Origin of the sequence: Thalassobium sp. R2A62, assembly GCF_000161835.1 — a bacterium.
Classification (GTDB): Bacteria; Pseudomonadota; Alphaproteobacteria; order Rhodobacterales; family Rhodobacteraceae; genus Thalassobium.
Genome location: NZ_GG697169.2, coordinates 1950607 through 1974756 on the forward strand (window position 1 = coordinate 1950607; position 24150 = coordinate 1974756).

General features: G+C 56.9%; 24 protein-coding genes. 8 read left to right on the top strand and 16 right to left on the bottom strand.

Annotated elements, in window-relative coordinates; all coding sequences use genetic code 11:
• Positions 1-13 precede the first annotated feature (13 nt).
• Positions 14-1222 (bottom strand): aminopeptidase P family protein, encoded by a 1209-nt coding sequence (locus TR2A62_RS09625; protein ID WP_009159548.1) that lies wholly within the window; start codon positions 1220-1222, stop codon positions 14-16.
• 142 nt (positions 1223-1364) lie between these two features.
• Here TR2A62_RS09625 and TR2A62_RS09630 point away from each other — a divergent pair, with 142 nt between their 5' ends.
• Positions 1365-1715: a cupin domain-containing protein gene (locus TR2A62_RS09630; protein WP_009158585.1), complete on the top strand. Its 351-nt coding sequence runs from the start codon at positions 1365-1367 to the stop codon at positions 1713-1715.
• Here the strand turns inward: TR2A62_RS09630 and TR2A62_RS09635 are convergent.
• Positions 1708-2172, bottom strand: coding sequence for an Lrp/AsnC family transcriptional regulator (locus TR2A62_RS09635; protein ID WP_040820557.1), 465 nt, complete (start codon positions 2170-2172; stop codon positions 1708-1710). The two genes, TR2A62_RS09630 and TR2A62_RS09635, sit on opposite strands and share 8 nt — an antisense overlap.
• Before the next feature lie 115 nt (positions 2173-2287).
• Here TR2A62_RS09635 and TR2A62_RS09640 point away from each other — a divergent pair, with 115 nt between their 5' ends.
• A complete protein-coding gene (locus tag TR2A62_RS09640) occupies positions 2288-2482 on the top strand; it encodes a DUF6356 family protein (protein ID WP_009159410.1) in 195 nt (64 codons plus the stop codon).
• On the opposite strand, the gene TR2A62_RS09645 is transcribed toward TR2A62_RS09640, so the two are convergent.
• The gene (locus tag TR2A62_RS09645; RefSeq protein ID WP_040820559.1) at positions 2479-3255 is read right to left on the bottom strand and encodes an alpha/beta hydrolase; all 777 of its coding nucleotides are present in this window, start codon (positions 3253-3255) and stop codon (positions 2479-2481) included. The two genes, TR2A62_RS09640 and TR2A62_RS09645, sit on opposite strands and share 4 nt — an antisense overlap.
• 67 nt (positions 3256-3322) lie before the next feature.
• Between TR2A62_RS09645 and TR2A62_RS09650 the strand changes: the two genes are divergently transcribed.
• Positions 3323-4798: an NAD-dependent succinate-semialdehyde dehydrogenase gene (locus tag TR2A62_RS09650; RefSeq protein WP_009158037.1), complete on the top strand. Its 1476-nt coding sequence runs from the start codon at positions 3323-3325 to the stop codon at positions 4796-4798.
• 58 nt (positions 4799-4856) lie between these two features.
• Here TR2A62_RS09650 and hpaH read toward each other — a convergent pair whose 3' ends face one another.
• From hpaH to TR2A62_RS09680, 6 genes are read right to left on the bottom strand one after another with little or no spacing between them, the layout of a single operon-like run.
• Positions 4857-5657 (bottom strand): 2-oxo-hept-4-ene-1,7-dioate hydratase, encoded by an 801-nt coding sequence (gene hpaH / locus TR2A62_RS09655; RefSeq protein ID WP_009157485.1) that lies wholly within the window; start codon positions 5655-5657, stop codon positions 4857-4859.
• Positions 5654-6508: a fumarylacetoacetate hydrolase family protein gene (locus tag TR2A62_RS09660; protein ID WP_040820561.1), complete on the bottom strand. Its 855-nt coding sequence runs from the start codon at positions 6506-6508 to the stop codon at positions 5654-5656. Before TR2A62_RS09660 ends, hpaH begins: the two co-directional genes overlap by 4 nt.
• Positions 6505-7902, bottom strand: a complete 1398-nt coding sequence (locus TR2A62_RS09665; protein WP_009158900.1) for a pyridoxal-dependent decarboxylase — start codon at positions 7900-7902, stop codon at positions 6505-6507. Before TR2A62_RS09665 ends, TR2A62_RS09660 begins: the two co-directional genes overlap by 4 nt.
• 18 nt (positions 7903-7920) lie before the next feature.
• A complete protein-coding gene (hpaD, locus tag TR2A62_RS09670; RefSeq protein WP_009160330.1) occupies positions 7921-8904 on the bottom strand; it encodes a 3,4-dihydroxyphenylacetate 2,3-dioxygenase in 984 nt (327 codons plus the stop codon).
• 27 nt (positions 8905-8931) lie between these two features.
• Positions 8932-10443, bottom strand: a complete 1512-nt coding sequence (gene hpaE, locus TR2A62_RS09675; RefSeq protein ID WP_009159516.1) for a 5-carboxymethyl-2-hydroxymuconate semialdehyde dehydrogenase — start codon at positions 10441-10443, stop codon at positions 8932-8934.
• Positions 10440-10829 carry a 5-carboxymethyl-2-hydroxymuconate Delta-isomerase gene (locus TR2A62_RS09680; protein WP_009158242.1) on the bottom strand — a complete coding sequence of 130 codons (390 nt, stop codon included), beginning with the start codon at positions 10827-10829 and terminating at the stop codon, positions 10440-10442. Before TR2A62_RS09680 ends, hpaE begins: the two co-directional genes overlap by 4 nt.
• A 105-nt stretch (positions 10830-10934) precedes the next feature.
• Here TR2A62_RS09680 and hpaR point away from each other — a divergent pair, with 105 nt between their 5' ends.
• A complete protein-coding gene (hpaR, locus tag TR2A62_RS09685) occupies positions 10935-11372 on the top strand; it encodes a homoprotocatechuate degradation operon regulator HpaR (protein WP_009157305.1) in 438 nt (145 codons plus the stop codon).
• Here hpaR and TR2A62_RS09690 read toward each other — a convergent pair.
• On the bottom strand, positions 11369-12601 hold the full coding sequence (locus TR2A62_RS09690) for a Tm-1-like ATP-binding domain-containing protein (RefSeq protein WP_009157320.1): 1233 nt from the start codon (positions 12599-12601) through the stop codon (positions 11369-11371). The genes hpaR and TR2A62_RS09690 overlap by 4 nt on opposite strands.
• Complete coding sequence (locus tag TR2A62_RS09695; protein ID WP_009160016.1) at positions 12598-14082, bottom strand: aldehyde dehydrogenase family protein; 1485 nt, start codon at positions 14080-14082, stop codon at positions 12598-12600. Before TR2A62_RS09695 ends, TR2A62_RS09690 begins: the two co-directional genes overlap by 4 nt.
• A 163-nt stretch (positions 14083-14245) precedes the next feature.
• Between TR2A62_RS09695 and TR2A62_RS09700 the strand changes: the two genes are divergently transcribed.
• Both TR2A62_RS09700 and TR2A62_RS09705 read left to right on the top strand, forming a co-directional pair.
• Positions 14246-15055, top strand: a complete 810-nt coding sequence (locus TR2A62_RS09700) for an IclR family transcriptional regulator (RefSeq protein WP_009159910.1) — start codon at positions 14246-14248, stop codon at positions 15053-15055.
• Positions 15052-16407, top strand: a complete 1356-nt coding sequence (locus TR2A62_RS09705; RefSeq protein WP_009159069.1) for an aminotransferase class III-fold pyridoxal phosphate-dependent enzyme — start codon at positions 15052-15054, stop codon at positions 16405-16407. Before TR2A62_RS09700 ends, TR2A62_RS09705 begins: the two co-directional genes overlap by 4 nt.
• Positions 16408-16459: 52 nt before the next feature.
• Here TR2A62_RS09705 and hpaB read toward each other — a convergent pair whose 3' ends face one another.
• Together hpaB and TR2A62_RS17630 are read right to left on the bottom strand one after the other, a co-directional pair.
• Positions 16460-17935, bottom strand: a complete 1476-nt coding sequence (gene hpaB / locus TR2A62_RS09710) for a 4-hydroxyphenylacetate 3-monooxygenase, oxygenase component (protein WP_009160123.1) — start codon at positions 17933-17935, stop codon at positions 16460-16462.
• On the bottom strand, positions 17928-18437 hold the full coding sequence (locus TR2A62_RS17630; protein ID WP_009159349.1) for a MarR family transcriptional regulator: 510 nt from the start codon (positions 18435-18437) through the stop codon (positions 17928-17930). The genes hpaB and TR2A62_RS17630 overlap by 8 nt, the downstream gene beginning before the upstream one ends.
• Positions 18438-18872: 435 nt before the next feature.
• Here TR2A62_RS17630 and TR2A62_RS09720 point away from each other — a divergent pair, with 435 nt between their 5' ends.
• Entirely contained in the window at positions 18873-19409 is a 537-nt protein-coding gene (locus tag TR2A62_RS09720; RefSeq protein WP_009159286.1) for an RNA polymerase sigma factor, read from the top strand.
• Positions 19406-21310: a VWA domain-containing protein gene (locus TR2A62_RS09725; protein WP_009158464.1), complete on the top strand. Its 1905-nt coding sequence runs from the start codon at positions 19406-19408 to the stop codon at positions 21308-21310. The genes TR2A62_RS09720 and TR2A62_RS09725 overlap by 4 nt, the downstream gene beginning before the upstream one ends.
• Before the next feature lie 55 nt (positions 21311-21365).
• Here the strand turns inward: TR2A62_RS09725 and TR2A62_RS09730 are convergent, their stop codons facing one another.
• The 3 genes from TR2A62_RS09730 to glcF form a co-directional block, all read right to left on the bottom strand.
• Entirely contained in the window at positions 21366-21830 is a 465-nt protein-coding gene (locus TR2A62_RS09730) for an Hsp20 family protein (protein ID WP_009157641.1), read from the bottom strand.
• 133 nt (positions 21831-21963) lie between these two features.
• Positions 21964-22770 (bottom strand): serine protease, encoded by an 807-nt coding sequence (locus tag TR2A62_RS09735; RefSeq protein ID WP_009160615.1) that lies wholly within the window; start codon positions 22768-22770, stop codon positions 21964-21966.
• 57 nt (positions 22771-22827) lie between these two features.
• Entirely contained in the window at positions 22828-24150 is a 1323-nt protein-coding gene (gene glcF, locus TR2A62_RS09740) for a glycolate oxidase subunit GlcF (RefSeq protein WP_009159594.1), read from the bottom strand.

Below are 24150 nucleotides of genomic sequence, written 5' to 3' on the forward strand. Positions count from 1 at the left end.
GCAGCCCGAGACATTAGCCGATCACGTTGTGGTCGGGACCGTAAGGAAAGCCTGTGATATTTTCGGCACCATCTTCGGTGATGATAAGAATGTCATGCTCGCGGTATCCACCCGCACCAGGCATGTCGCCCGCCAATGTCAGCATCGGCTCCATCGAGATCACCATACCGGGCTCCAGCACCGTATCGATATCCTCGCGCAGCTCGAGCCCCGCCTCGCGTCCGTAATAATGGCTCAGCACGCCGAACGAATGCCCATAGCCAAAGGTCCGGTATTGCAGCAGATCGCGCTCTTCAAACAATGCGTTCACACCGGCTGTCACCTCGGCACAGCTGGCCCCCGGCTTGAGCAGGCTCATGCCCAACTCGTGCGCGGCCACATTGCTTTCCCATAGATAGAGGCTCGCATCATCAACCTCGCCCACAAACAACGTTCGCTCTAGGGCCGTGTAATAACCGCTGATCATCGGAAAAGTGTTCAACGACAGGATATCACCGCGCTCTAGCTTGCGAGATGTGACAGGGTTATGCGCCCCGTCCGTGTTGATACCAGATTGAAACCAAACCCACGTGTCGCGGTATTCCGCATCGGGAAAGCGTTTAGCGATCTCAAGCTCCATCGCATCGCGCCCCGCCATCACCACGTCGATCTCGCGGGTGCCAACCTTGATCGCATCGCGAATGGCATAGCCCCCCACATCGGCGACCGCAGCGCCCGCGCGGATCAGGTCCAGCTCGGCGGGCGATTTGTGCATCCGTTGCTGCATTGTATAGGCGGCAATATCGCGCGTCGCATTCGGCCGCAAAAACGCGTTCAGCTTTTCACTTTGCACCGCGGTCAGGTGATCGCCTTCATAGCCAACTGTGCCGCCGGTTCCCGTCACAGCAACCACAGCACGCCAATAGTTGTCACGCTGCCAGTCGGTATAAGTGACGTTGTCGCAATGGCTCCAGCGCCACGGCTGACCTGCATCAATACCTGCGGAAATTGTCACAGCATCTGTCGCCGTCACAACCAGCCCATAGGGCCGTCCAAACGCGCAGTAGAGAAATCCGGAATAGTAGGCGATGTTGTGCATCGACGTAAAAACGACGCTATCGATACTGCGTTCAGCCATGATGTTGCGCAGCCCTTTAAGACGGGCGGCATATTCATCTTCGCTAAACGGCAGCGTTGCACGCTCGCCATTGTGAAAACGGTACATATCGGGTCGGTTGGTCATGAGACCTCTCCTCTTTCAGAAAGGTCGCGGCGTTCACGACAATAGGCATTTCGCGGAAAACGACGCCATCGCATTCCAGCCCTGCTTGTCTTTGCCCCACCGAACCGTTTCAATCAACACAATTCCCAACTTCAGGTGCCACATGACCGCCATTTCATTGACCGATAAACTCGACCAGTTCTCTAGCCATTGGCAACCGCACATCATCGGAACCTACAATCAGAACGACGTGATGGTTGTTAAAATCTTCGGTGAATTCAACTGGCACAGCCACGCCGATACAGACGACTTCTTTTTGGTGATCAAGGGCGAGATCGACATCGAACTGCGCGACCGCACCGTTCATCTAAAGGCCGGCGAGATGTTCATTGTCCCCGCTGGCGTCGAACACCGGCCCGTCGCAACAGCAGAAGCACATTTGCTGTTGATCGAACCACGCGGCACACCCAACACAGGCGATGCAGCCACCGCAGCGGACAAACCTGTTATCTGATTGGCAACCGCGTCGTTTCCTTGACCTCTTCCATCACAAAACTGGCCGAGACATCGGCCAGATCAACTTGCTCTATCAAACGTTGATAGAACGCGTCATAGGCCACCACATCAGCGACCCGCACCCGCAGCAAGTAATCCTGATCGCCTGCCGTACGGTAGAGACCCAGCACTTCTTCGAAACTCCGCACGGCTCGGGCAAAGCGGTCAGCCCATTTGGCATCGTGTCGTGCTGTCTTGATCGACACGAATACGGTCAGTCCCAGCCCCACAGCAACAGGATCAACCGTCGCCACACGCCCTGTAATTAGCCCATCATCCTCAAGCCGCTTGATCCGTCGCCACACCGCATTGCGCGACAGGCCTGCTGATTCTGATAGCATATCCACTGATTGCCCTGCATCGCGCTGCAACTCCACCATCAAACGGCGGTCTATATCATCGTATGTAATACTCATACGGTAAAATTTAGAACAAAATCCCAAAATTATCCATAAACATCTCATCTTTGGGATAAAACGCCGCGCCGCGCATGGGATAGTTTATCAACGCCACTCAAATCAGGAGCCACCCTTGCAGCTGTTCACTTCTCACCCCGCTTCAGTCGATGAAACCTATCTCCAGCACATGAGAGTGTCGCTCACATTCTTCGCATGGCTTTCGCTTGCCGCCAGTGCCGCACTGATGCACGCTTTCCTGCCATTCCTGTTCGAAAAAACTGGCTCTGGCATCATCAAGCGGCTCTACGCACGCATTCACAACCGTTAACCCAACAGGCTGGCCATGATCGCACTGTCAGGGTCAGCCAACCCATCAAACACATCAAAATGGTGTAGCTCCAGCTTCACTTCGACGGGGGCCTGCCACGCGCGGCCTAAACCGCGGGCCTGCTCGATAAACGCGGGGCGCTCGTTACCACCGACAACGACCCGCACCTGCGCCGCACTAGGCTGCGCCAGTACCAAGCTCTCAGAATGCGCTTCGGCCTCATCCAATCTCAATTCGGCCCACATCGATGTCTGTTCCAGCGGCCTTAGGTCAGCCACAGGCGAAATGGGCATGACCCGCGTGATCCGGTCGCTCACCCCGTCTATCCTCTGATCAGGGCAAATCATCCGCCCAACCAAATGGCCCCCTGCCGAATGCCCCACCAACACAATAGGCCCCGGCACACGCGCCGCCGCATGGACCAAACACGCCCGCACAGAGGCCGTGATCTGCGATACCCGCACGTCAGGGGCCAACGGGTACGACGGCATCGCTACGGCCCAACCGCGTGCAACCGCACCCTCCGCCAAATGCGACCACGATGATTTGTCAAAGGCCTTCCAATAGCCGCCGTGTACAAACATGACCAACCCACGCGCCAACCGCGCAGGGTGAAACAGGTCATACACCTCGCGTGCCCCTCCGCCATACGGCACATCCTGTTCGATCAACCCACGTTCGCGAAACGCAGCCGCAGTCTCGGTCCAGCGCGGCGGATAGGCCGCCGCACCTGCAATAAACGCCCCATTCTGATAGGCCTCGTCCAATTCCATGTTGCCTGCCACTTGCCAGACCTCCTTATGCCGTGCTTAGTCCAAGTCAAACCTGATGGAGGCGACCATGCTCGATACAACAACAGACTTGAAATCCATGCTGTCCAATCCGGACCTCATCTGCACCCAAGCCTTTGTGGCAGGCAAATGGACGGACGCCAAGGATGGCAAGACATTTGACGTAACCAACCCTGCCCGCGGCGACGTGATCGCACAGGTTGCGGACCTGTCCCGCGCAGAAGTCGCCGACGCCATCGATGCGGCCTACATCGCACAAAAGGATTGGGCCAAACGCACCGGCAAAGACCGCGCAAACGTTCTGAAAAAATGGTTCACCCTTTTGATGGAGAACCAAGCCGACCTTGCCAAGATCATGACAGCTGAGCAGGGCAAACCACTGGCCGAGGCCACTGGCGAAATCGCCTATGGTGCGTCCTTTGTGGAATGGTTCGCAGAAGAGGCCAAGCGTATCTACGGCGAAACCATCCCCGGCCACATGCCCGACAAACGCATCACTGTTTTGAAACAACCGATCGGTGTCGCCGCTGGTATCACGCCCTGGAACTTCCCCAATGCTATGATCGCGCGCAAAGTTGCACCGGCGCTGGCCGCTGGCTGTGCCTTCGTGGTGCGCCCAGCCTCTCTGACGCCACTGTCAGCTCTTGCCATGGCGAAACTGGCCCAAGAGGCTGGCATTCCTGACGGTCTGTTCTCAGTCATCACATCCGACGACGCATCCGGTGTTGGCAAAGAGTTCTGCGAGAACCACAAGGTGCGCAAACTGACGTTCACAGGCTCGACCGAAGTAGGCCGCATCCTGCTGCGCCAATCCGCTGACCAAGTGATGAAATGCTCGATGGAGCTGGGCGGCAATGCCCCGTTCATCGTTTTTGATGACGCCGACCTCGACGACGCCGTCATTGGTGCCATCGCTTGCAAATTCCGCAACAATGGCCAGACCTGTGTCTGTGCCAACCGCATCTATGTGCAATCCGGCGTCTACGATGCCTTTGCAACCAAGCTAAAAGCAGCTGTCGAGGCACTGCGCGTTGGTGACGGTCTTGATGGTGCCGACCTCGGTCCGCTGATCGAACCCAAGGCCGTCGACAAGGTGAAAGAGCATCTAGACGACGCGCTGGCCAAAGGCGCAACTGTTCTGACCGGTGGCAAGCCGCACGATCTGGGTGGTTTGTTCTTCGAGCCAACAATCGTGACCGGTGCCACAACAGATATGGTCGTGTCCAAGGACGAGACATTTGGCCCCTTCGCGCCACTGTTCAAATTCGATGACGAAGACGATGTGATTGAAATGGCCAACGATACGATCTTTGGTCTCGCATCCTATTTCTATGCCTCCGATCTGGCCCGCGTCTACAAAGTCGCCGAAGCGCTCGAGTACGGCATCGTGGGGATCAACACTGGCATCATCTCGACCGAAGTCGCCCCGTTCGGTGGCGTCAAACAGTCAGGCCTAGGCCGCGAAGGATCGTCTCATGGCATCGAGGATTACCTCGAAATGAAATACGTCTGCATGAGCGTCTAAGCACGCCATTTAGATCAGACGCGGCGGAGGATGGGATCACCCAGCACCCGCCGCGTCCTTATTCGAATGAAATCTCGACGTGGCCAAAGGGTCCGAAATTGGCCAAAATCTGCGTGCCGCTGGGACATTCAACAGGGCGGATAAAGCTCCCCGATAGAATGATCTGCCCTGGCTCGATGCTTTGACCATATTGCGCCATCCGGCGGGCCAGCCACACGACACTTTCGACAGGGTCGTTCAAAACACCTGCCCCTAGACCGGTCTCTTCGACTTCGCCATTGCGCGACGTGATCGCCCCAACCCACCGTAGATCAAAGTCATCAATCGCGTGCTTCTGAGGGCCCAAAACAACGCCCGCATTGGCTGCGTTGTCACTAATCGTATCATAGACTTTGCGCACCGCGCCTGTTTCAGCGTCTTGACGCACGATCCTAGTATCCAGAATTTCAATAGACGGGGCGACATGGTCCGTGGCGACAATCACGTCGTCGCGCGTGACATCGGACCCGCCCAACGGCGCCTTGAGGACAAAGGCGATCTCGGCCTCGATACGTGGCTGGATAAACCGCCCAGCAGGCACCGTGGACCCGTGATCAAACAACATGTCATCAAAGAGAATTCCACTGTCGGGAATGTCGATGTTCAACGCGTACTGCATGGCCTTGGACGTCAACCCAATCTTCCAACCAACTACGCGGCGGCCCTCGACCAGCTTGGCGCGGTAGATTGCGTTTTGCACCGCATAGGCATCATCCATCCCCATCTCTGGATGCGCTTTGGTCAACAATCCAACCTGCGTGCCTGTCCGTTCGGCTTGCATCAAATCGGCGGCGGCCTGTGCGTGATCTTGGGGGGTCATACGCGTTCGTCCTCGACCATGTTGCGCAGCGTGCCAATACCGTTGACCTCGACCTCGACCACATCACCGGGTTTAAGGTACTGCGGCGGATCCAGCCGCGCCCCCGACCCCGTCGGCGTGCCCGTGACGATGATATCGCCCGGCTCTAGCGTCATAAAGGTCGAGATATATTCGATCTCGCGGCGCACCGGGTGCATCATCCGGCTCAACGCATCGTCCTGTCGCACCTCACCGTTCACACGGGTGATGATACGCGCATCATCGATCTGGCTGGCATCCGTAAAGGGCACCAACCACGGGCCGATTGCCCCCGACTTGTCCCAATTCTTGCCCTGCGTGACGTTGAATTTCGCATGCCGCACCCAGTCTCGGATTGTGCCTTCGTTACACAGGGTCAGTGCTGCGATGTGATCATATGCATCCGCTTGGGCGATACGTCGGCCCGACTTGCCGATGACCACAGCCACCTCGCCCTCATAGTCCAACTGTTCGCTCTCTGGCGGGCGGATCAACGGGTGATTGTGCCCCGTGAACCCGCTGGAAAATCGCGGAAACAGCGACATGAATTTCGGTTGGTCCGAGCCGTCTTTGTACTCAGCGTTCCGGTCTGGAAAATTGACCCCGACACATAGGATGCGCGGTGCATTCGGCAGTACCATCTCGAATTGAAAATCGGTGTGGGTCACGGACTTGCCTGCCGCAGCTTTTGTCAGCGCATCAAAGCCCCCGGTCTGCACCGCATCCAGCAAAGTCGGCCACTGCGCAAACTCACCATCCAGAGCGATCATGCCCTCGTCCGTCACCGCTCCATAGTGACGCGTGCCCCCTGCCGAATAGGTTGCGTATCTCATCGTATCGTCTCCCAAACCTCTTGGATGACGGCATGGGCCATCATCACATCATCGCGTGTTGTATCAAACTGACCAACCTGAAACCGGATCACCTTTTGGCCGCCAAACGCGCCTTGGGTCAGATAGATCCTCCCGTCATCATTCAGCGCATCGACCAGTCTCTGTTGCATCGCATCATCACCCGGACACCGGAACGAAAACAGGCTCAGGATCGGCTCTGTCACGATCTCAAACCCATCTAGCGCACGCAGCGCCTCGCACAGCTCGCTCGCCCAAGAGATATGGTTGCGGATACGGCTGCGCAGCCCCTCTAAGCCATACGATCGTAACAAGAACCAAATTTTAAGCGCACGAAAACGGCGGCCCAACGGAATCGTCCATTCTGAGTAGTTTGTGACCTCTTGGCCAGTTGTCTTGAGGTACTCTGGTTCGATTTTCAGCGTGTTCAATTGCGGCGTTGCGTCCCGCAGGAATTGCACCGAACAATCAAACTGCGCACCCAACCATTTGTGCGGGTTGAACACGATGCTATCAAACGCATCGACGTCGCCCCAAAACGCGTCGCGTATCTCAGGGCAAATCATCGCAGATCCCGCCCAAGCCGCATCCAGATGGGTATACAGATCATGCGCCCGAGCGACGGCCAAAACAGACGTCAGATCATCGCAGGCCCCAACCCCTGTCCCACCGGTAATCGCAATGATCCCCGCAGGCGTAAACCCTGCCGCAATTTCTGCAGTGATCGCGCGGTCTAGCGCGTCAGCATCCATTTCAAACCGCGCGCCTTTGGTGGGCAGTTTGACCAAATTATCCTGCCCGATCCCCGCCACCCAACAGGCGCGATCAATCGATGAATGCACTTGGTCTGAACAATAAATGCGCAGCGGTCCCTTGCCCGCCAATCCATCACGATTGCCGGTATATCCCGTCGCCCGTTCGCGCATGGTCAAAACGGCTGACAGCGTTGCCGACGACGCGCTGTCTTGGATCACGCCGGTCCAACCGTCGGCCAGCCCCAGCGCCTGACGCAGCCAGTCGACCATCACGCCCTCGACTTCAGTCGCAGCCGGCGAGGTTTGCCATAGCATGCACTGGGCGGCGACCGTGTTGACCAACTGCTCGGCCAACATGGACGGCGGCGCTGCATTGGCCGGAAAATATGCAAAGAACCTAGGATGCTGCCAGTGGGTCATTCCCGGCATCACAATGGCATCAAAATCTGCCAGAATGTTGGACATGTCCTCGCCCTGCTCAGGCGGCGTTGCGGGCAATTGGGCGGCGATTTCACCTAGGCCAGTCTGTGCACGCACGGGACGCTCGGCCAGCGCCTTGTGATACTCGGCCCCCCACTGCGCAATCTCTTTGCCCCAATGGGCATAATCATCCCAGTTCATCAGCGTCCCCTATACGGGTTATGGTGCAATAATCGGACTGGCTTGGATATCCGAATCTTTGGTCTCGACATCGACAAAGGTTGACCCATGCTTGAACCAGCTCTCAGGTGCGGCGGCCCCCCATAGGGTCTGGCGCTGAGGATCTTGCAAGTCCCATTTGATCGGCTCGAGATCAGGATCGACGGTTTGATAGTCCGAGCAATAGATCTCGATCCGGTGCCCGTCGGGGTCGAGGATATAGAGAAAAAACGCGTTGGAAATTCCATGCCGGCCCGGCCCCCGTTCGATGTTGGTCACATAGCCAGTCGTTGCCATCAGATCGAGCAGATCAATGATGTTCAGCGGTGTCGGCACCCAAAACGCGACATGGTGCATGCGCGGCCCTGTGCCATTGGTAAACGCCATATCATGCACACCACCCTTGCGGTGCATCCACGCAGCCCACAGCTTTTGGCTGTCTTCGTCTTCGGTGTATTCCGTCACGCGAAAACCAAAGTCGCTGTAGAACGCGACTGACGCATCTACGTCATGACTAAAGCAGTTAAAGTGGTCGATCCGCAGCGGTTTGACCCCGCGATACAGCGCATAATTCTGATGGATCGGCGCCAACCGGTCCATCTTGTGATAAAACTCTAGCGGGATATCCATGTTGTCCGAGGTCAGCAGCGTGCGACCTTGGTACGGGCGATCCACCCACGCGGTTGGACGTCCTTTGGACTGAAAATAGACCTCAGCGCGATCTAGATCCTCTTCATCAAACGTCTTGAAACCCATCACCTCAACCGTACCGGGCTGATCCGATTTTTGCAGGATGATACAGTGATGACCGCGTTCTTCCATTGCCCGCAAATAGACATGGCTGTCGCTCTCATCCGTAACCTGTAGCCCCAGAATATCGGTATAGAATGTACGGGACGCCGCCAGGTCTTTGACGTTCAAACACACATGGCTCAGACGGATCGTGTTAAAGTCCGGATACAAATTTGGTGCGGGTACAGGCATCAGAGTGCTCCTTGATCGTGGGGGCGATTAAAACGCGCCAAGTTTGGTGATTTTGTGCTGACCAGTGGCAAAGCCAATGTGCTTTTGCTCCATGTAGAATTCAAACGACCAATCCCCGCCATCGCGTCCGATCCCGCTGGATTTCACACCGCCAAACGGGGTTGGCAAATGGCGCACGTTCTCTGAGTTGACCCAGATCATACCCGCCTCTAGCCGGTCAGTGAACCGCAGCGCGCGGGTTAGGTCATTGGTCCAGACATATCCGGTCAGCCCATAGTCAATGTCGTTGGCCATCTCCAACGCCTCGTCCTCGGTCGAAAACGGGATCGACGTCAGCACAGGACCAAAGATTTCTTCTTGGGCGATGCGCATCTGGTTGTTCGCCTGCGTAAACAGCGTGGGCCGGATAAAGAACCCTTCATCACCAACCGTCTCACCGCCCGCCGCAACCGTGGCACCATCTGCCTTGGCGATGTCAAAATAGCTGGTGACCTTGTCGAAATGTTCTTGGGTGACGAGCGGTCCAATCTCGGTCGCAGGATCCAACGGATGCCCGACCTTGATGTTGTTCACGCGCTCCACCAAACGCGCTTCGAACTCTTCGCGAATTGTGTCTTGAATAAACAGGCGCGACGACGATGTGCACCGCTCACCGTTGATCGAATAAATCATAAAGATCACCGCATCGAGCGCGCGCTCCAAATCCGCATCATCAAACACGATAACCGGATTTTTGCCGCCCAGTTCGAGATGGTTCCGCTTGAGCGTATCCGCGCCTTGCTTGGTGATCAAACTACCTGTGCGGCTTTCTCCGACAAAGGCGATCGCCTTGATTTTGGGATGCTCGCACAATGCCTTGCCAGCTTCTTCGCCAAACCCGTTCACAGTGTTTAATACACCGGGTGGCAGACCAGCCTCTTCGGCAATCTCGACCAACAGACGCGCCGTCAAAGGTGAGGCCTCGGCGGGCTTGTGAACAATCGTACAGCCCGCCGCCAAAGCTGGCGCGATCTTCCATGTCGACAACATGAACGGTGTGTTCCACGGGGTAATGACACCCACAGGGCCAATCGGCACCCGCGTCGTGATGTTCAGCAATGTTGGCGACTGCAACGTCTGACCGTCACGTGCCTGCACCACCTGATCGGCGAAATAGCGGAAATTCTCAGCACCGCGCAACGCGGCCTTGGACATGAATTTATAGGCCTGACCTGTGTCCCAACATTCGCACAGCGCAATCTCTTGGGCGCGCGCCTCAATGCCTTCGGCTACACGGATCAAAATCTTTTTGCGTTCAAGCGCGGGCAGATCACGCCACGCCGCAAACGCGGCATGTGCGGCTTGGGCTGCGGCATCAATATCGGCCGCCGTGCCATGAGCCACATCACAAATGACCGATGTATCAACGGGCGAAATTGTCTGGAACACGCCCCCTGAACCCGCCACGTCCTGACCCGCAATCCGGTTCTCAATACCCAGCTCGCGGAACCGCTCTAGAAACCCGTCCAGCTTGGCAATGTTATCAGTCAGTACCGTCATGAGGACGTCTCCAAATGGTCACGAACCGTGCCGGTTTTCGGCGACAGTTCGGCATTGATATCACGCATCTCAGCCGAGAGCGCGATCGAACGGGTGGCCATCGCTGGGGCCATGAAATCTTTGAGCGCGGCAAAGACCTGCGCCACTGCGTCACGTTTGACGTCGTCTGCGCGCCCCTCTCGTAAACGGATCGATAAATCGACAAACCCGTGTTTGGGGTCTCCATCCGCCACAGCGTAGTGGTCAACACGGGTCGCGCGCACGCGAATACCTGCCACCGGGAATGTCTCGATCATCGCGGCTTGGGCGCGGATCGCTTCGCACAAAGCCGCCATATCCACGACGTTCTCCAGATTGGCTGAATAGTCTATGTGGAAGTGTGGCACGAGATTTCCTTAACATGTTAATTGTTGCCAAGTAAATAATGCTATGATGCGTTGTCAACATCTTCTTGCAGTGCAATGAAGAGCGATCCGAGATTTGAGGCACCGATGACCAAACAGCTCCCATCTACGTCGCGCTCCTTGCCGATTGCACTGATCCGCGCACGAGAAGGCGTTATGGCACCAATTCGTGACATGTTGTCAGAGACAGGCATCACTGAACAGCAATGGCGCGTTTTGCGTGTGCTGACCGAATTTGGGCGGATGGATACCAAGACCCTCGCAGACCGTTCCAGCCTGCTGTTTCCCAGCCTGACCCGTATCGCTGCGACCTTACGCGAAAAAGGTCTGGTGACCCAAACCCGCGACGACAAAGACCGCCGTCGCCAGTTCATCGAAATCACACCCGACGGGCAAAAGATTATCGACCAGCGCATCCCACATGCCGCTCAGATCGTCGCCGGTTTCAAAGAGATCTTGGGCGTCGAAGACTACGAGACATTGCTCGATCTTCTGGAACGGCTCGATCCCGGCGCACACCGTTAGGTTTTGACCGTTCCGTCCGCGCACCACCTATCAAAAATCTCCAATGCCTTGTCTGCGAATGCGGCGTCGTTGATGTGACACCCAATGCGGTGGACGGTCGCGGTCTTAGGCATCGTTGCCTCGACCTCGGCCAAGAACGCCTCTAGCGAATGCGCATCATGCAAATCTTCCCCCTCACGGTCCCATTCGCCTAACCCGTCCTCAGGTAGGATCACTGCAACCGGACCCGTAGCTGTCGCCAATTGATCGGAATGCGCGCGCGCAACTGCCTTGCGTTCTTCCTCGTTCAAAACGATCGAGGTCAGCAACCGGTTGTGTTCATGTTTGAGATGGGCGTCCCATTTGGGATCAACGGGCAGCCATCCAACGACATCGACGAGATCGTAGCACCCTGGTGCAACGATCTGCGGCGTGCCCACACGACCCGCATTGGTCAAACGATCTGCCCCCGCCGAGATGTTCGATCCGTTCACATGGTTGCCCAACTCTTGGGTGCAAAAATCAAACACGCAGGCAAAGGCACCCTGCGCCGAGAGGCTCTCGAACGCGCGCCCACCCATGCCCGTTGCATGAAACACCGCGACCTCGAACCCGCGCGCCTCTAGCGCTGGCTTCAACGGGATCACATATTTCAGCGCCGACGTACCCAGCGACATCATCCCGATCAATGGCTTGTCCGGATCAGGCAACTGCACTGCACGCGCCGCACCCAAGACCGCACCCGCAGCTTGGGACAGCGACGCCTTGCAAACGGAATTCAGCCCATAGAGCCCGCCAGCCCAGAGGATCATCTGCGTGTCTGCCGCCAACCGCTCGGCTGGGATCAACGGGGAGAATGAAACTGTCGAGACGATGTATTTCGGCACACCCAAGGGCAGCGCTGATGTCACGTCCAATGCCAGATCGGTACCCATCGTCCCGCCCAGTACAATCATCCCGTCGAACGCGCGCTCTTGGTACAGACGCGCCGCCAACAGCGATGCGCCTTTGGCCATAATCTGCATAGCGGTGTTCTCATCCCCCGACGCAATCGCCGCGTTGATCGTGCTTCCGCCTTCGCCCGCGACGTCGTGCTTGGAATGGTCACACGGCGCGGACGGATCGCCCAATACCGACACATCCATCGTGACCACGCGGCCGCCCTGACCCGTAATCACGTCAGCTAGAAACCCCAACTCATCATCTTTGGTGTCATAGGTGCCGATCACCAGAATGGTTTTGTCGGTCATAGTTTGATCCACGCTGTCTTGAGATTGATATACTTTTCAATCGCATGCATCGACTTGTCCGACCCGTTGCCAGACTGCCTGACACCACCCAGCGGCACCGTGCTATCCGCACCGCCATAGGTGTTCACGTGCATCACACCTGTGCGCACGTCCCGAACCATCCGGTGCGCGCGGCTTAGGTTGGATGTCCAAACACCTCCCGCCAGCCCGTAGACTGTCGCATTGGCAAGCTGGACCGCCTCATCATCAGTTTCAAAAGGCGTCACCCCCAACACCGGACCAAACACTTCGCGTTGTGTCAGCGTCGCCTCGGGGGTCACACCGGTTACAATCGTCGGCGCCATATAGTAACCGCCAGTGTCCTGCAGGATACGTGTCCCGCCGGTGACCACTTCGCCACCCTCGGCCTGTGCCGTTTCAACGAACCCGAGGTTCTGGGCTAATTGCGCCTCAGAATTCACAGCCCCGATATGAGTGTCCATCAACAACGGATCGCCAACACGCATTGCCTCGGTCACTTTGATCACGGCTGCGACGAACTCATCATGGATCGATGCCTCGACCAACAGCCGAGACCCCGCCACACAAACCTGTCCCGAATTTCGGAAAACGCCGCCCGCCGCGACGGCGGCTGCCATGTCCAAATTTGGCGCATCGGCAAATACGATATGCGGCGACTTGCCACCCAGCTCGAGATAGACGCGCTTCATGTTCGACCGCGCGGCATATTCCATCAGCCGCCGACCTGTGTGGCCCGATCCCGTAAAGACCAGAACATCGACCTCCATCGAGAGGCCCATCGCCTCACCGACAACCGCACCTTCGCCTGTGACCGCATTCAACACACCCGGCGGCAACCCCGCCTCAAGCGCCAGATCGCACATGCGCATCAACGACAGTGATGCGGTCTCGGACGGCTTTAGAACAACGGAATTGCCCATTGCAAGCGCCGGCCCCAATTTCCATGCACCAATCATCAGTGGGAAATTCCACGGGATGATCGCGCCGACCACACCCACCGGTTCTTTGTGGATCATGCCTAGTACGTCCGAGGCCGTGGGCGCGATCTCTCCATAAACCTTGTCCAACGCCTCGGCGTAATAGCGGATCGTTCCAGCAGCTGATCCTGGCTCGGCCTTGATCGCCATGCCGATCTCGGTGCCATTGTCTCGCACGCCCAACACGGCCAACTCTAGCGCATGCGCGTCGATCAAATCAGCCCATTTCCTCAGAACCTTTTTGCGCGCCGCAGGGGGTTGCCCCACCCAGCGCCGATCCTCGAACGCCGCACGCGCAGATGCAATTGCGGCCTCCATGTCGGCGGCTGTTCCACGCGCAACAGATGTCAGGGGTTGGCCATCGATGGGCGACAAAACCTCCATCGTGCCGCCGTCCGACGCAGGCACATGCTGCCCCTCGATCAGATGCGAAAACGCGGCAACAGGCTGCGCGCGCAGGGCCTCAATCTGTGTTTGGTCCATTGATCCTACCCCGTTCGGCTCTTGCAACGATTACATATGTTTTGGTCTGGCATTTCTAGCCTGCGCCGCTAACGGTTCACATTATGAACCAGTAGTCCATAAAAAGATTGTCTTGTTAAACATCCTGTGTCAAACTTTTTATCACCCGCAAAGGCCGCACAAAATGTCCTCTGTCATCAAAGCACTTGATCTTCTCAACTATTTCTCGGTCACACAGCCCGAGATCGGATTGTCACATCTGTGCCGTCTTGCTGGGCGGGACAAGGCGACAACCCATCGCCACCTCCAAGCGCTGGAACTTGCAGGGCTGGTCGAACAGAACTCCTCGACCAAACAATATCGCCTCGGACCCGCAGTGCTGCAGCTCGCCCAAACCCGCGAGGCGACCGTCCCGCGCAAATCCGGCACCGAACGCCCCCTGCGCGATCTGGCCACAGTGACTGGTGAAACCGCGCACGCCACCGTGTTGTCCGGCACGACACTCTATGGGTTGGCCGCCTGCGAAAGCCCCCGCCACGCCACACGCGCCATCATTGATCTGGACCGGTTCCCGCTTCATGCGACAGCCTCGGGATTGTGCGCGCTGGCCTTTGGCCCGACTGGGCTGATGGACACTGCACTGTCTGACTTTACCAAATTCACCGAAACGACCGCCACCACGCCTTACGCGTTGCAGGAGGCTCTGGCCGCCGCACACACCACCGGATTTGGCCGTGCCGACCGCAGCTATGAAACCGAAATTCACAGCCTCTCGGCCCCACTCTTCGACCACACTGGTCAATGCGCCGGAGCCGTATCCGTGGCCAGTGTCGCCACACGGTTCACGCCCACACTAGAGCAAACCATCAAACAGAACTTGGTGATCGCGGCCCGCGACATTACCCATAATTGGGGCGGGACCGTGCCCCTCACCGTTGAAACCCTCTGGGCAAAATTTTGCCCCGCACCGCAGGAATTGGAACCGGCATCATGAAAGACTCAAACTTTCTCAAGGAAAACAACGGCCGCCTGATGTGGCACCCCATGACCTCGCCTCAGGACAGTATCGAAAACCCGCCCAAGATTATCACCGGATCTGACGGCGTTAGCATTGCTGATATTGACGGGCACCGTGTCGTCGACGGCGTCGGCGGCCTGTGGAACGTGAACTTGGGTTATTCGTGCCAACCGGTCAAAGACGCCATCGCCGCCCAGCTTGAAAAACTGCCCTACTATTCGACCTTCCGTGGCACATCGAATGACGTCGCAATTGAACTGTCCTACGAGTTGTCGCAATTCTTTGAACCCGACGGGATGAGCCGCGCGTTCTTTACCTCAGGCGGATCGGACAGCGTAGAGACAGCCCTGCGCCTTTCACGTCAGTATCACAAACTGCGCGGCGAAGCTGGACGCACCAAATTCCTCAGCTTGAAAAAGGGCTACCACGGCACACACATCGGCGGTGCATCGGTCAACGGTAATGCGAATTTCCGCAACGCCTACGAACCGCTGCTGCCAGGCTGCTATCACATCCCCGCCCCCTACACCTATCGCAACCCGTTCAACGAATCCGACCCTGCCAAACTGGCACAGCTTTGCCTGCAGGCGCTCGAGGACGAAATCGCGTTTCAGGGGCCAAACACAATCGCCGCTATGATCATGGAACCGATCCTAGGTGCCGGCGGCGTGATCCCACCGCACCACACATTCGCCCCCGCTGTCCAAGAGATCTGTAACCGCCATGGCATCCTGCTGATCTCGGACGAAGTCATCACCGGATACGGACGCACAGGCGCGTGGTCTGGTGCGCGTTTGTGGGGCATCCAGCCCGACATGATGTGCACGGCCAAGGCGATCACCAATGGCTACTTCCCCTTTGGCGCGCTGATGCTCGGCCACCGCATCGCAGAGGTCTTTGAAAATAACCCAGCGGCCAAGATCGGCCACGGCTACACCTATTCCGGCCACCCTGTCGGTGCCGCAGCTGCCCTTGCCTGTCTTGCGGAAACCAAACGCCTGAACGTCATCGAAAACGCGGCGGCCCGCGGCACCCAATTATACGAAGGCGCCCAAGCGCTGATGGCCAAATATGACATCATCGGCGACGTGCGTGGTGGGCATGGCTTGATGACAGCGATGGAGCTGGTCAGCGACCGCGCGACCAAAACACCGCTCGATCCCAAAACCGCACAAGTCGTCCAAGACGTCGCTTATGAAAACGGCGCAATGGCGCGGGTGTCTGGCCCCAATTTGATCCTCTCACCGCCTTTGGTTCTGACCCAAGACGACGCGACGATCCTATTGACGGCAATCGATGCTGGCCTCACAGCCGCGACCAATGCCTAGGCAACGATAGCTACACGGCTCTCACCATCCTTATTGCCACTCGCCTTCTAGGCTAGCTTTGCAGTAGATTATCAACCCGCGCGATGGCCCGATCTTTGTCATAGAGATCGAAATACTGCGCATTCATCAACGCGGGCGGCCCAAAGAAGAACCGCTCGTACAGCGCCTGACGATTGCCGAACCCCGAAATCGCCACGTCATGCGCCAAACGGTAGAGAGCAACACGATCCTTGGCATCCAGATTGGCAACTTGGAAATACTGGCTGACATCCGCCGCCATGTCGTTGGCAAAATCAGCCTCAGTCGGTGTGGCCATCAACGACGAAGACCCCATCAACTGAAGAATTTCGACCATACGCGGGTAGAACTTTGGGAACAGATTGCGCGACGTATCCAGCGGCCCACGCAACGGAATGTAGTTGCCCCATTGATCCTCATGCGCCTCGTTCTCAGCACGGTACAGCAACGCACGCACCGTCTCGGTCATCATCATAACCTCGGACACCAACCCCTTGAGGCCCATGTCCTTGTCCTTGCCCGTCGCCTTCATGATCGAACACAACAAACCGGTCATGAACTCTGCCTTGGCCAACTTGCCGCATGCAACCTGGTGCGCCATATGCACAACCGCATTTGTCGTGCCAAACGCCTGATTGCAAAGCTCGGGTTGCCCATAGAGAAACAGCCGCTCCCACGGGACAAACACGTTGTCAAAAATTACAACGGCATCCATTTCCTCGAACCGTGATGCCAGCGGCGCATCAAAGGTGGATTTGCCGTGATCATATGTATCGCGGCAGATCATCTTGAGACCTGGCGTTGCAATCGGGATTGCAAACGCAAAGGCAAAAGGAATGTTCTTTGGGTCCGATTTCAGAACCGTAGAGGGGAACACTTCGATCTCGTCCGCAGATGGCCCTAGCGTAGCCAACAGGCGCGCACCCGAAACGTAAATCCCCGCATCCGTCTCTTTCGTGACATGCAGCGCGACCTCCTTGGAAAACTTGCCCGCAGCCGCCTGTGCGTGGCTGACCTGAGGGTTGACCAATGTGTGCGTCAGAACCTTGTCGTTGGTCCGAACGTGGTCATAGAACGTCGTCATATTGGCGGCGTAGTCACCCTGCCCTTTGGTGTTCTGTGCCAAAAACGATGTGGCTGATGCAAAGGACATGACCGATGCGTTTTTGTAGTCGGGCGTCCGCCCAAACATCCCGTTCGACCACGTTGCCCACTCGTAGTACGCGGCCCCCTTGGTCTTGACGTCTGCAACCGATTTGGGCGTCATAAACGACAGACCACAGCGCAGACTCTTGTCATCCACATAGGTCACTTTGTCCTGATATTTCGGGTCGAACTGTCGATCCAAAAACGACCCCAAGGTCGTCGCACCATTGGCAATGCCAACCGCCTTGGTGACATCCTTGATCCGCTCACCTCCGGTCCAGATTTCACGATCATCGCGCAACCCTTCGAGGTACTGCGCGCCGGTTCGGATACCGTTACCGGTCTTGGTTGGAAAATCACGCATTCTGGTATCCTTCTCGTGGTGTGTCGGTATCTCGTGGTGTGCCCGTGTCTCGTGGTGCCGCAACATCCGCCAATGTCATGCCTTGCATCTTTTCGGTCAGCGCACGCAGCCCCGTTTCAATCGCAGTCCATTCAGACGGCGAAACCAGCGCTTGAATATGTTCGTGGATCGCATTCGCTTGGGGCAAGACCTCTTGCGCCAACGCACGCCCTTTGGCCGTGGTTGCGATCGTCACATTGCGCCGGTCGGTGGTCGACCGAACCCTCTGAACCAGCACCTTAGCTTCGAGCCGATCCAGAATTCCAACAAGGCTCGGCTTGGGCAGCAGCGTGCGGTCGGATAAGTCCGCCGACCGAATGTAATCGGTGGTCCAAAGCACCCGCAAAATACGCCATTGCTGTTCTGTCAGATCATACCGCGCAAAGAGTTCGCGATAGACCGGCATCGCCGCATCCAGCGTCAAGTTCAGCATCATTGGCAGGGTTTGATGAAAGGCTGGCATATTCATTCCCATATGAATAATTAACATATTAACAATTAATTGGATGCCACGCAAGCCAGCGGGATTCTGTGCCACCGGCACACCGATGTCGCGGCCATAAATTCGGGACACCTCCGACCCTCAATCTCACGGGCCAAACGGACCGCTGTGAATGTTTCCCGCACTGACACCTCACGTTTTTGCGAAGTACCTTAACGATCCATGAACAAGGTCTTAACGCCGACTTTTGGCGCTAACCCCACGTTTGCGACCACATGATCTTGGGGCGTCGACCGCGCGGTGGGGCACGGCAAAATCATGCAAATTATGTCAGATCGATCCGTAATTTTGTACAAATTACATCAAATTTACGATCCCTAACGCCACCGTCCCGAAAAAGTTAACGACGCCACCAAGGATTGACCAACCTCCTGCGTCATAGTCTGAGTAATGCGTATGGATGTCAGTGATAACGATATGGCCCTCGCGGCGGCTGGGGGGGATGCTACGGCGTTCTCGACCCTACTCTCGCGCCATTATGATCGGATCTTTGGCTTTTGTTTCAAGCTAACCGGACGGCGCGCCGACGCCGAGGATTTGACCCAAGATATCTGTGCCGCCCTGCCCGCCAAAATCAAGCATTTTGAGGGGCGCGCGCAGTTCACCACTTGGCTCTACCGTGTGATCGTAAATGCCGCCCATGATCAACGCAGCAAGCGCGCAACCTACTCAAAGGTCACCCAAAATTGGGGTAGCTGGGAACTGGGCCGACAGGCCGAAATGACGGAAACCGCTTCACAAATTGATTGGCTGAACGAGGCGATGAGCCAGCTGCCCAACGATCTGCGCGACACCCTCGCCCTCGTTCTCGACGATGTCTCACACAAGGCCGCAGGAGAGGTTCTGGGCGTTTCCGAAGGCACAATCAGCTGGCGCATGTCACAGGTCAAACAACACCTCAAATCGATCAAAGAGCAGGAGGACGAGGCATGAAAATTGACGATCTTAAGTCTGGATTTGACGCGGCCCCTCTACCCGATCCACAGGCCAAAGCCGACAATATCGCGCTCGCTCAGAAAAACTTTGCAGCTCTCCAAGCTGGGCAGTCCGAGCCGCGTCAAACCTCTCGTAAACCATTGAGAGGATTGAAAGTTATGTTTGATGCAATGACGTCCAAAACGGGCCTAGCGATGACCACAGGTCTCGTCGCATGCGGGTTTTTGTTTATCACACCGATCGATGACGGCCTGCTGGATATGGCCGACCAACCAGCACCGACCGCACCAGAAATCGCGCCCGTACCCCAAACAGAATTCAGCATTTCCACGGACGCGGTGATGACCGAGGAATCCGCCGCCGATCTTAGCGCGGGCGGGGTCCAAGGGATGATCGCGATGGACACCACGGCCGCCGCCCCGCAAGCGTTGTCGCGCAACGCGCAGCCCCTAGGCTCCGTTGCAGCCTCAAGCATGAGCGACCTCGCCATTGTCGCGCCGCAGCCCACGACCAAACAATATCCCAACGCAGAGCAAAACCCACTCAAGATCGCCAGTGATGAACCTGTTTCGACCTTTTCGATCGACGTAGACGCTGCGTCCTATGCGGTGGTTCGTTCGTCCTTGTCGCGCGCGCAGTTGCCGCCATCAGGTGCCGTCCGGATCGAGGAAATGATCAACTATTTCTCGTATGATTATCTGGCCACCGATGCGGGTGATGTACCGTTTCGCGCCACAACATCTGTGTTCGAAACCCCGTGGAACGCGGATACCCAACTGCTTCACATCGGGATCCAAGGCACGTTGCCTGACGTTTCTGAACACCCCCCTTTGAACCTCGTATTTTTGATCGACACGTCGGGGTCCATGAACCAACCTGACAAGCTGCCGTTATTGATCTCAGCGTTCAGATTGATGCTGTCGGAATTGCGCCCCGAGGACGAAGTTTCGATCATCACATACGCGGGGTCCGCAGGTCAGGTTTTGGCCCCTACTCCGGCCTCTGACCGCGCGACGATCCTAGCAGCATTGAACCGTCTATCGGCTGGTGGCAGCACCGCAGGCCAAGCTGGGTTGCGGCAGGCCTATGCAATCGCAGCCGCAATGTCCGAGGACGGTGAAATCGCGCGCGTGATCCTTGCGACGGATGGGGATTTTAACGTCGGCCTTAATGACCCAGATACTCTCAAAGACTACATCACGACCCGACGCGACAGCGGGACATACCTCAGCGTTTTGGGGTTTGGCCGTGGCAATCTGAACGATGCGGTGATGCAATCGCTTGCCCAAAACGGCAACGGGATTGCCGCCTACATCGACACATTATCCGAGGCGCAAAAGGTGCTGGTCGATCAATTGTCGGGCGCCCTGTTTCCCATCGCCAATGACGTCAAAGTGCAGGTTGAGTTCAACCCATCCCAAATCGCCAAATACCGTTTGATCGGGTATGAGACCCGCGCGCTAAACCGCGAAGATTTCAACAATGATGCGGTTGATGCTGGCGAAATTGGTGCGGGACATTCTGTCACTGCAATCTATGAGATCACGCCCGTTGGCAGTGCGGCTCAGTTGACCGATCCTCTGCGCTATGGTGCGGCTAGCGAGACGGCAATCAGCGACGAACTTGCCTTTCTTCGCCTACGCTACAAAGAGCCCAGTTCAGATACATCCCAGCTGATAGAGACCCCGATTTCTGTGCAAGACACCCCCAGCCAAGAGGCCCAATTCGCGGCGGCTATCGCGGGGTTTGGACAGCTTTTGACAGGCGCGCAATACCTCAATGATTGGGGTTGGGGCGACGCAATCGCATTGGCCAATAACACCCGCGGCGATGATCCCTTTGGGTATCGCGCCGAGGCCGTGCGCCTGATGCGGCTTGCCCAATCGCTTAGCCAGTAACCACGAAAAAGGGCGCGGCAATCTCTTGCCACGCCCCCTCCACACACTCGGGTGTTTAGTTGACAGCTTTCGGCTCAACCACATCAGTTTGCACAGGCACGCCTTTGGCGATTTCGATCTGTCGGGGTTTCAGCGCCTCGGGCACTTCACGCTCTAGATCAATGTGCAGCATTCCGTCCGTATGGGCAGCACCCGTCACGCGGACATGGTCGGCCAGATGGAAACGGCGTTCGAACGCACGGGTCGCGATGCCACGATGCAGATAGCTGCGTTCAGTTTCATCTTCTGCCTTTTTGGCTGTTACGATCAGGCCCTTGTCGCGGACCTCGACGCTTAGATCAGCGTCCGAGAAACCAGCCACAGCGATCGAGATGCGATATGCATCATCGGCGGTTTTCTCGATGTTATATGGGGGATAGCTGGTTGTGGGTTCTGTGGTCAGAACGCGGTCCATCAGATCAGCAATTTGGTCGAAACCAACAGTAGCCCGGTACAGTGGGGCGAGGTCGAAATTACGCATTGTCATCCTCCATTGAGCGACAACTTAAAAGATATGCACCCCCCAAAACGGGCGGGTTGCGGTTCATGCAGCGACCCAATTTGGCGTCGCTACCAATCATATATTGGAAGCATAAAAGCGGGTTTCAAGCCCCTTAGGGTTTGACGAACTTTGCGCCCGTGTCGCCTGACCCACCAGACAATGTCAGCCGCCGCGGGGCGGCAGTGGTCGTGATTTGATGTTCGTCCAGATGGTTTTTCAGCTCGGTCAATGGTGCGGCAAGCAGCGTGCCCAACGACACGGTTTGATCTTCGAGCTCGGCCTTGGCCGACACGACAGATACGATCCGAGCTGCGCCATCTTGAATGCTGAACACAGGTGCGCCGCTTGAGCCGAAATCAATATCACAGGTCATCACCAGCACGCCTTCTTGCTGGCCCAACACTTCGCAGACTTCTTGCAATGCGGGGCTCTCGGCACGGTCATGGGCGTAGGATACGATCCCGATTTTGTCACCCGCACGTGGTCGGACATCTGTGCCAAACGGAGTGATACCAGTGGTGCGGATCGGGCGGTCCAATTCCAACAATGCGATATCTTGGGCGACCGCACTGGCACGCGGCACGGTCCCTGTATGCACATACCCTGGGTGCGCCACCAAACGCCGCACATTGCGGTAGGCTTCGGCACGTCCATTGCGCATACCGGCGAGAAATTCGAAACGTTCCACAGGGATGATCGTGCCATCCTCGTCGTGCACACAATGCGCCGCAGTCAGCACCAGACGTTCGGCAATCAATGCCCCGCTGCAAAACCCTTTGCCCGAAATATCGATGCGTCCGACAGCTTCCCAGCCGCGGTTGGCGTCTGCAGTTTCCAGTTGCAGCAACGCGGCATCATCCGCCTTCGCGGTCATGCCGATACATACTGCGACCAATGCTGAAAGAACTGTTCTGATCATTGCTACCCTGCCCGTTTCGGGCATTCTACTCAGCACATGAGGCAGAATTAGGGCAACTTACCGCAACATCGGAACTGCAGGCACATCACGCTTGCCGCCAGTCTCGAATGCAGGGGGTTTCGGCCCACCGGTTGCCCAGTCCAACAGCTCGACCGTATGAACAATCGGGACCGAGGCCGCACTTCCGATCTGCATCATACAGCCGATGTTGCCTGCCGCGATAACGTCAGGGTTCTTAGCTTCAAGCGTTTGAACCTTGCGCGTCTTGAGCTGACTAGAAATCTCTGGCTGCATCAGGTTATACGTGCCCGCCGACCCGCAACACAGATGACTGTCTGCAGGTTCGACCACGGTGAACCCCGCGCGCTTGAGCAGGTCCTTGGGATAGGTTTTGATCTGTTGGCCATGCTGCAACGAGCAGGCAGCGTGATAGGCAACGACCAGTTCTTTGTCTGCGCCCGCATCAATGTCGAGCTTCATCAGCACCTCAGATATATCCATCGCAAGCCCTGCCACCCGCGCGGCATCACCCGCCAATGAATCGCCCTCAAACATGTGACCGTAGTCTTTGATCGTCGTGCCACAGCCGCTGGTATTGATGACAATGGCATCTAGGCCCTTGCCGTCAATCTCGCGCGTCCAAGCTTGAATATTGGCAACCGCGGCGCGGTGGCTTTCGCTGGTCTTGCCCATGTGATGGGTCAGCGCACCACAACAGCCCGCCCCCCCGGCAACGACCACCTCGACACCTAACCGTGTGAGCAATCGGATCGTCGCATCATTGATGTCCGTGTTCAGCGCCTTTTGCGCACAACCCGTCATCAACGCGACCCGCATGCGCGGCGCCTCAACTGCAAAGGTTTGCGGGTCATCATTACGGCTGACAGGCGGGATATGTTTGGGTGCCATCTCAAGCATCGCACGAAGCCGTGCATCGGGCATCAACCGCGCAAAGGGACGACCAATTTTGGCGCCGAGCAACGCCAGTCGGAACCGCGTCGGATATGGCAGGATCTTTGACAACACCCAGCGCAGCGCACAGTCGCTTAGGGGTCTTTTATAGTTTTGCTCGATATACTCGCGGGCATGATCGACCAGATGCATATAGTGCACACCGCTGGGACAAGTCGTCATACAAGCCAAGCATGACAGACACCGATCAATATGCTTGACCGTCTTCTCATCCGGCACACGTTCGTTTTCCAGCATGTCCTTGATCAGGTAGATACGGCCACGCGGACTATCTAACTCATCGCCTAGAACTTGGTACGTTGGACAGGTCGCTGTGCAAAATCCGCAGTGCACACAGGTCCGCAAAATTTCGTTGGATCGGGCCGTTGACGGATCGGCGAGCTGCTCTGGGGTAAAGGTTGTTTGCAT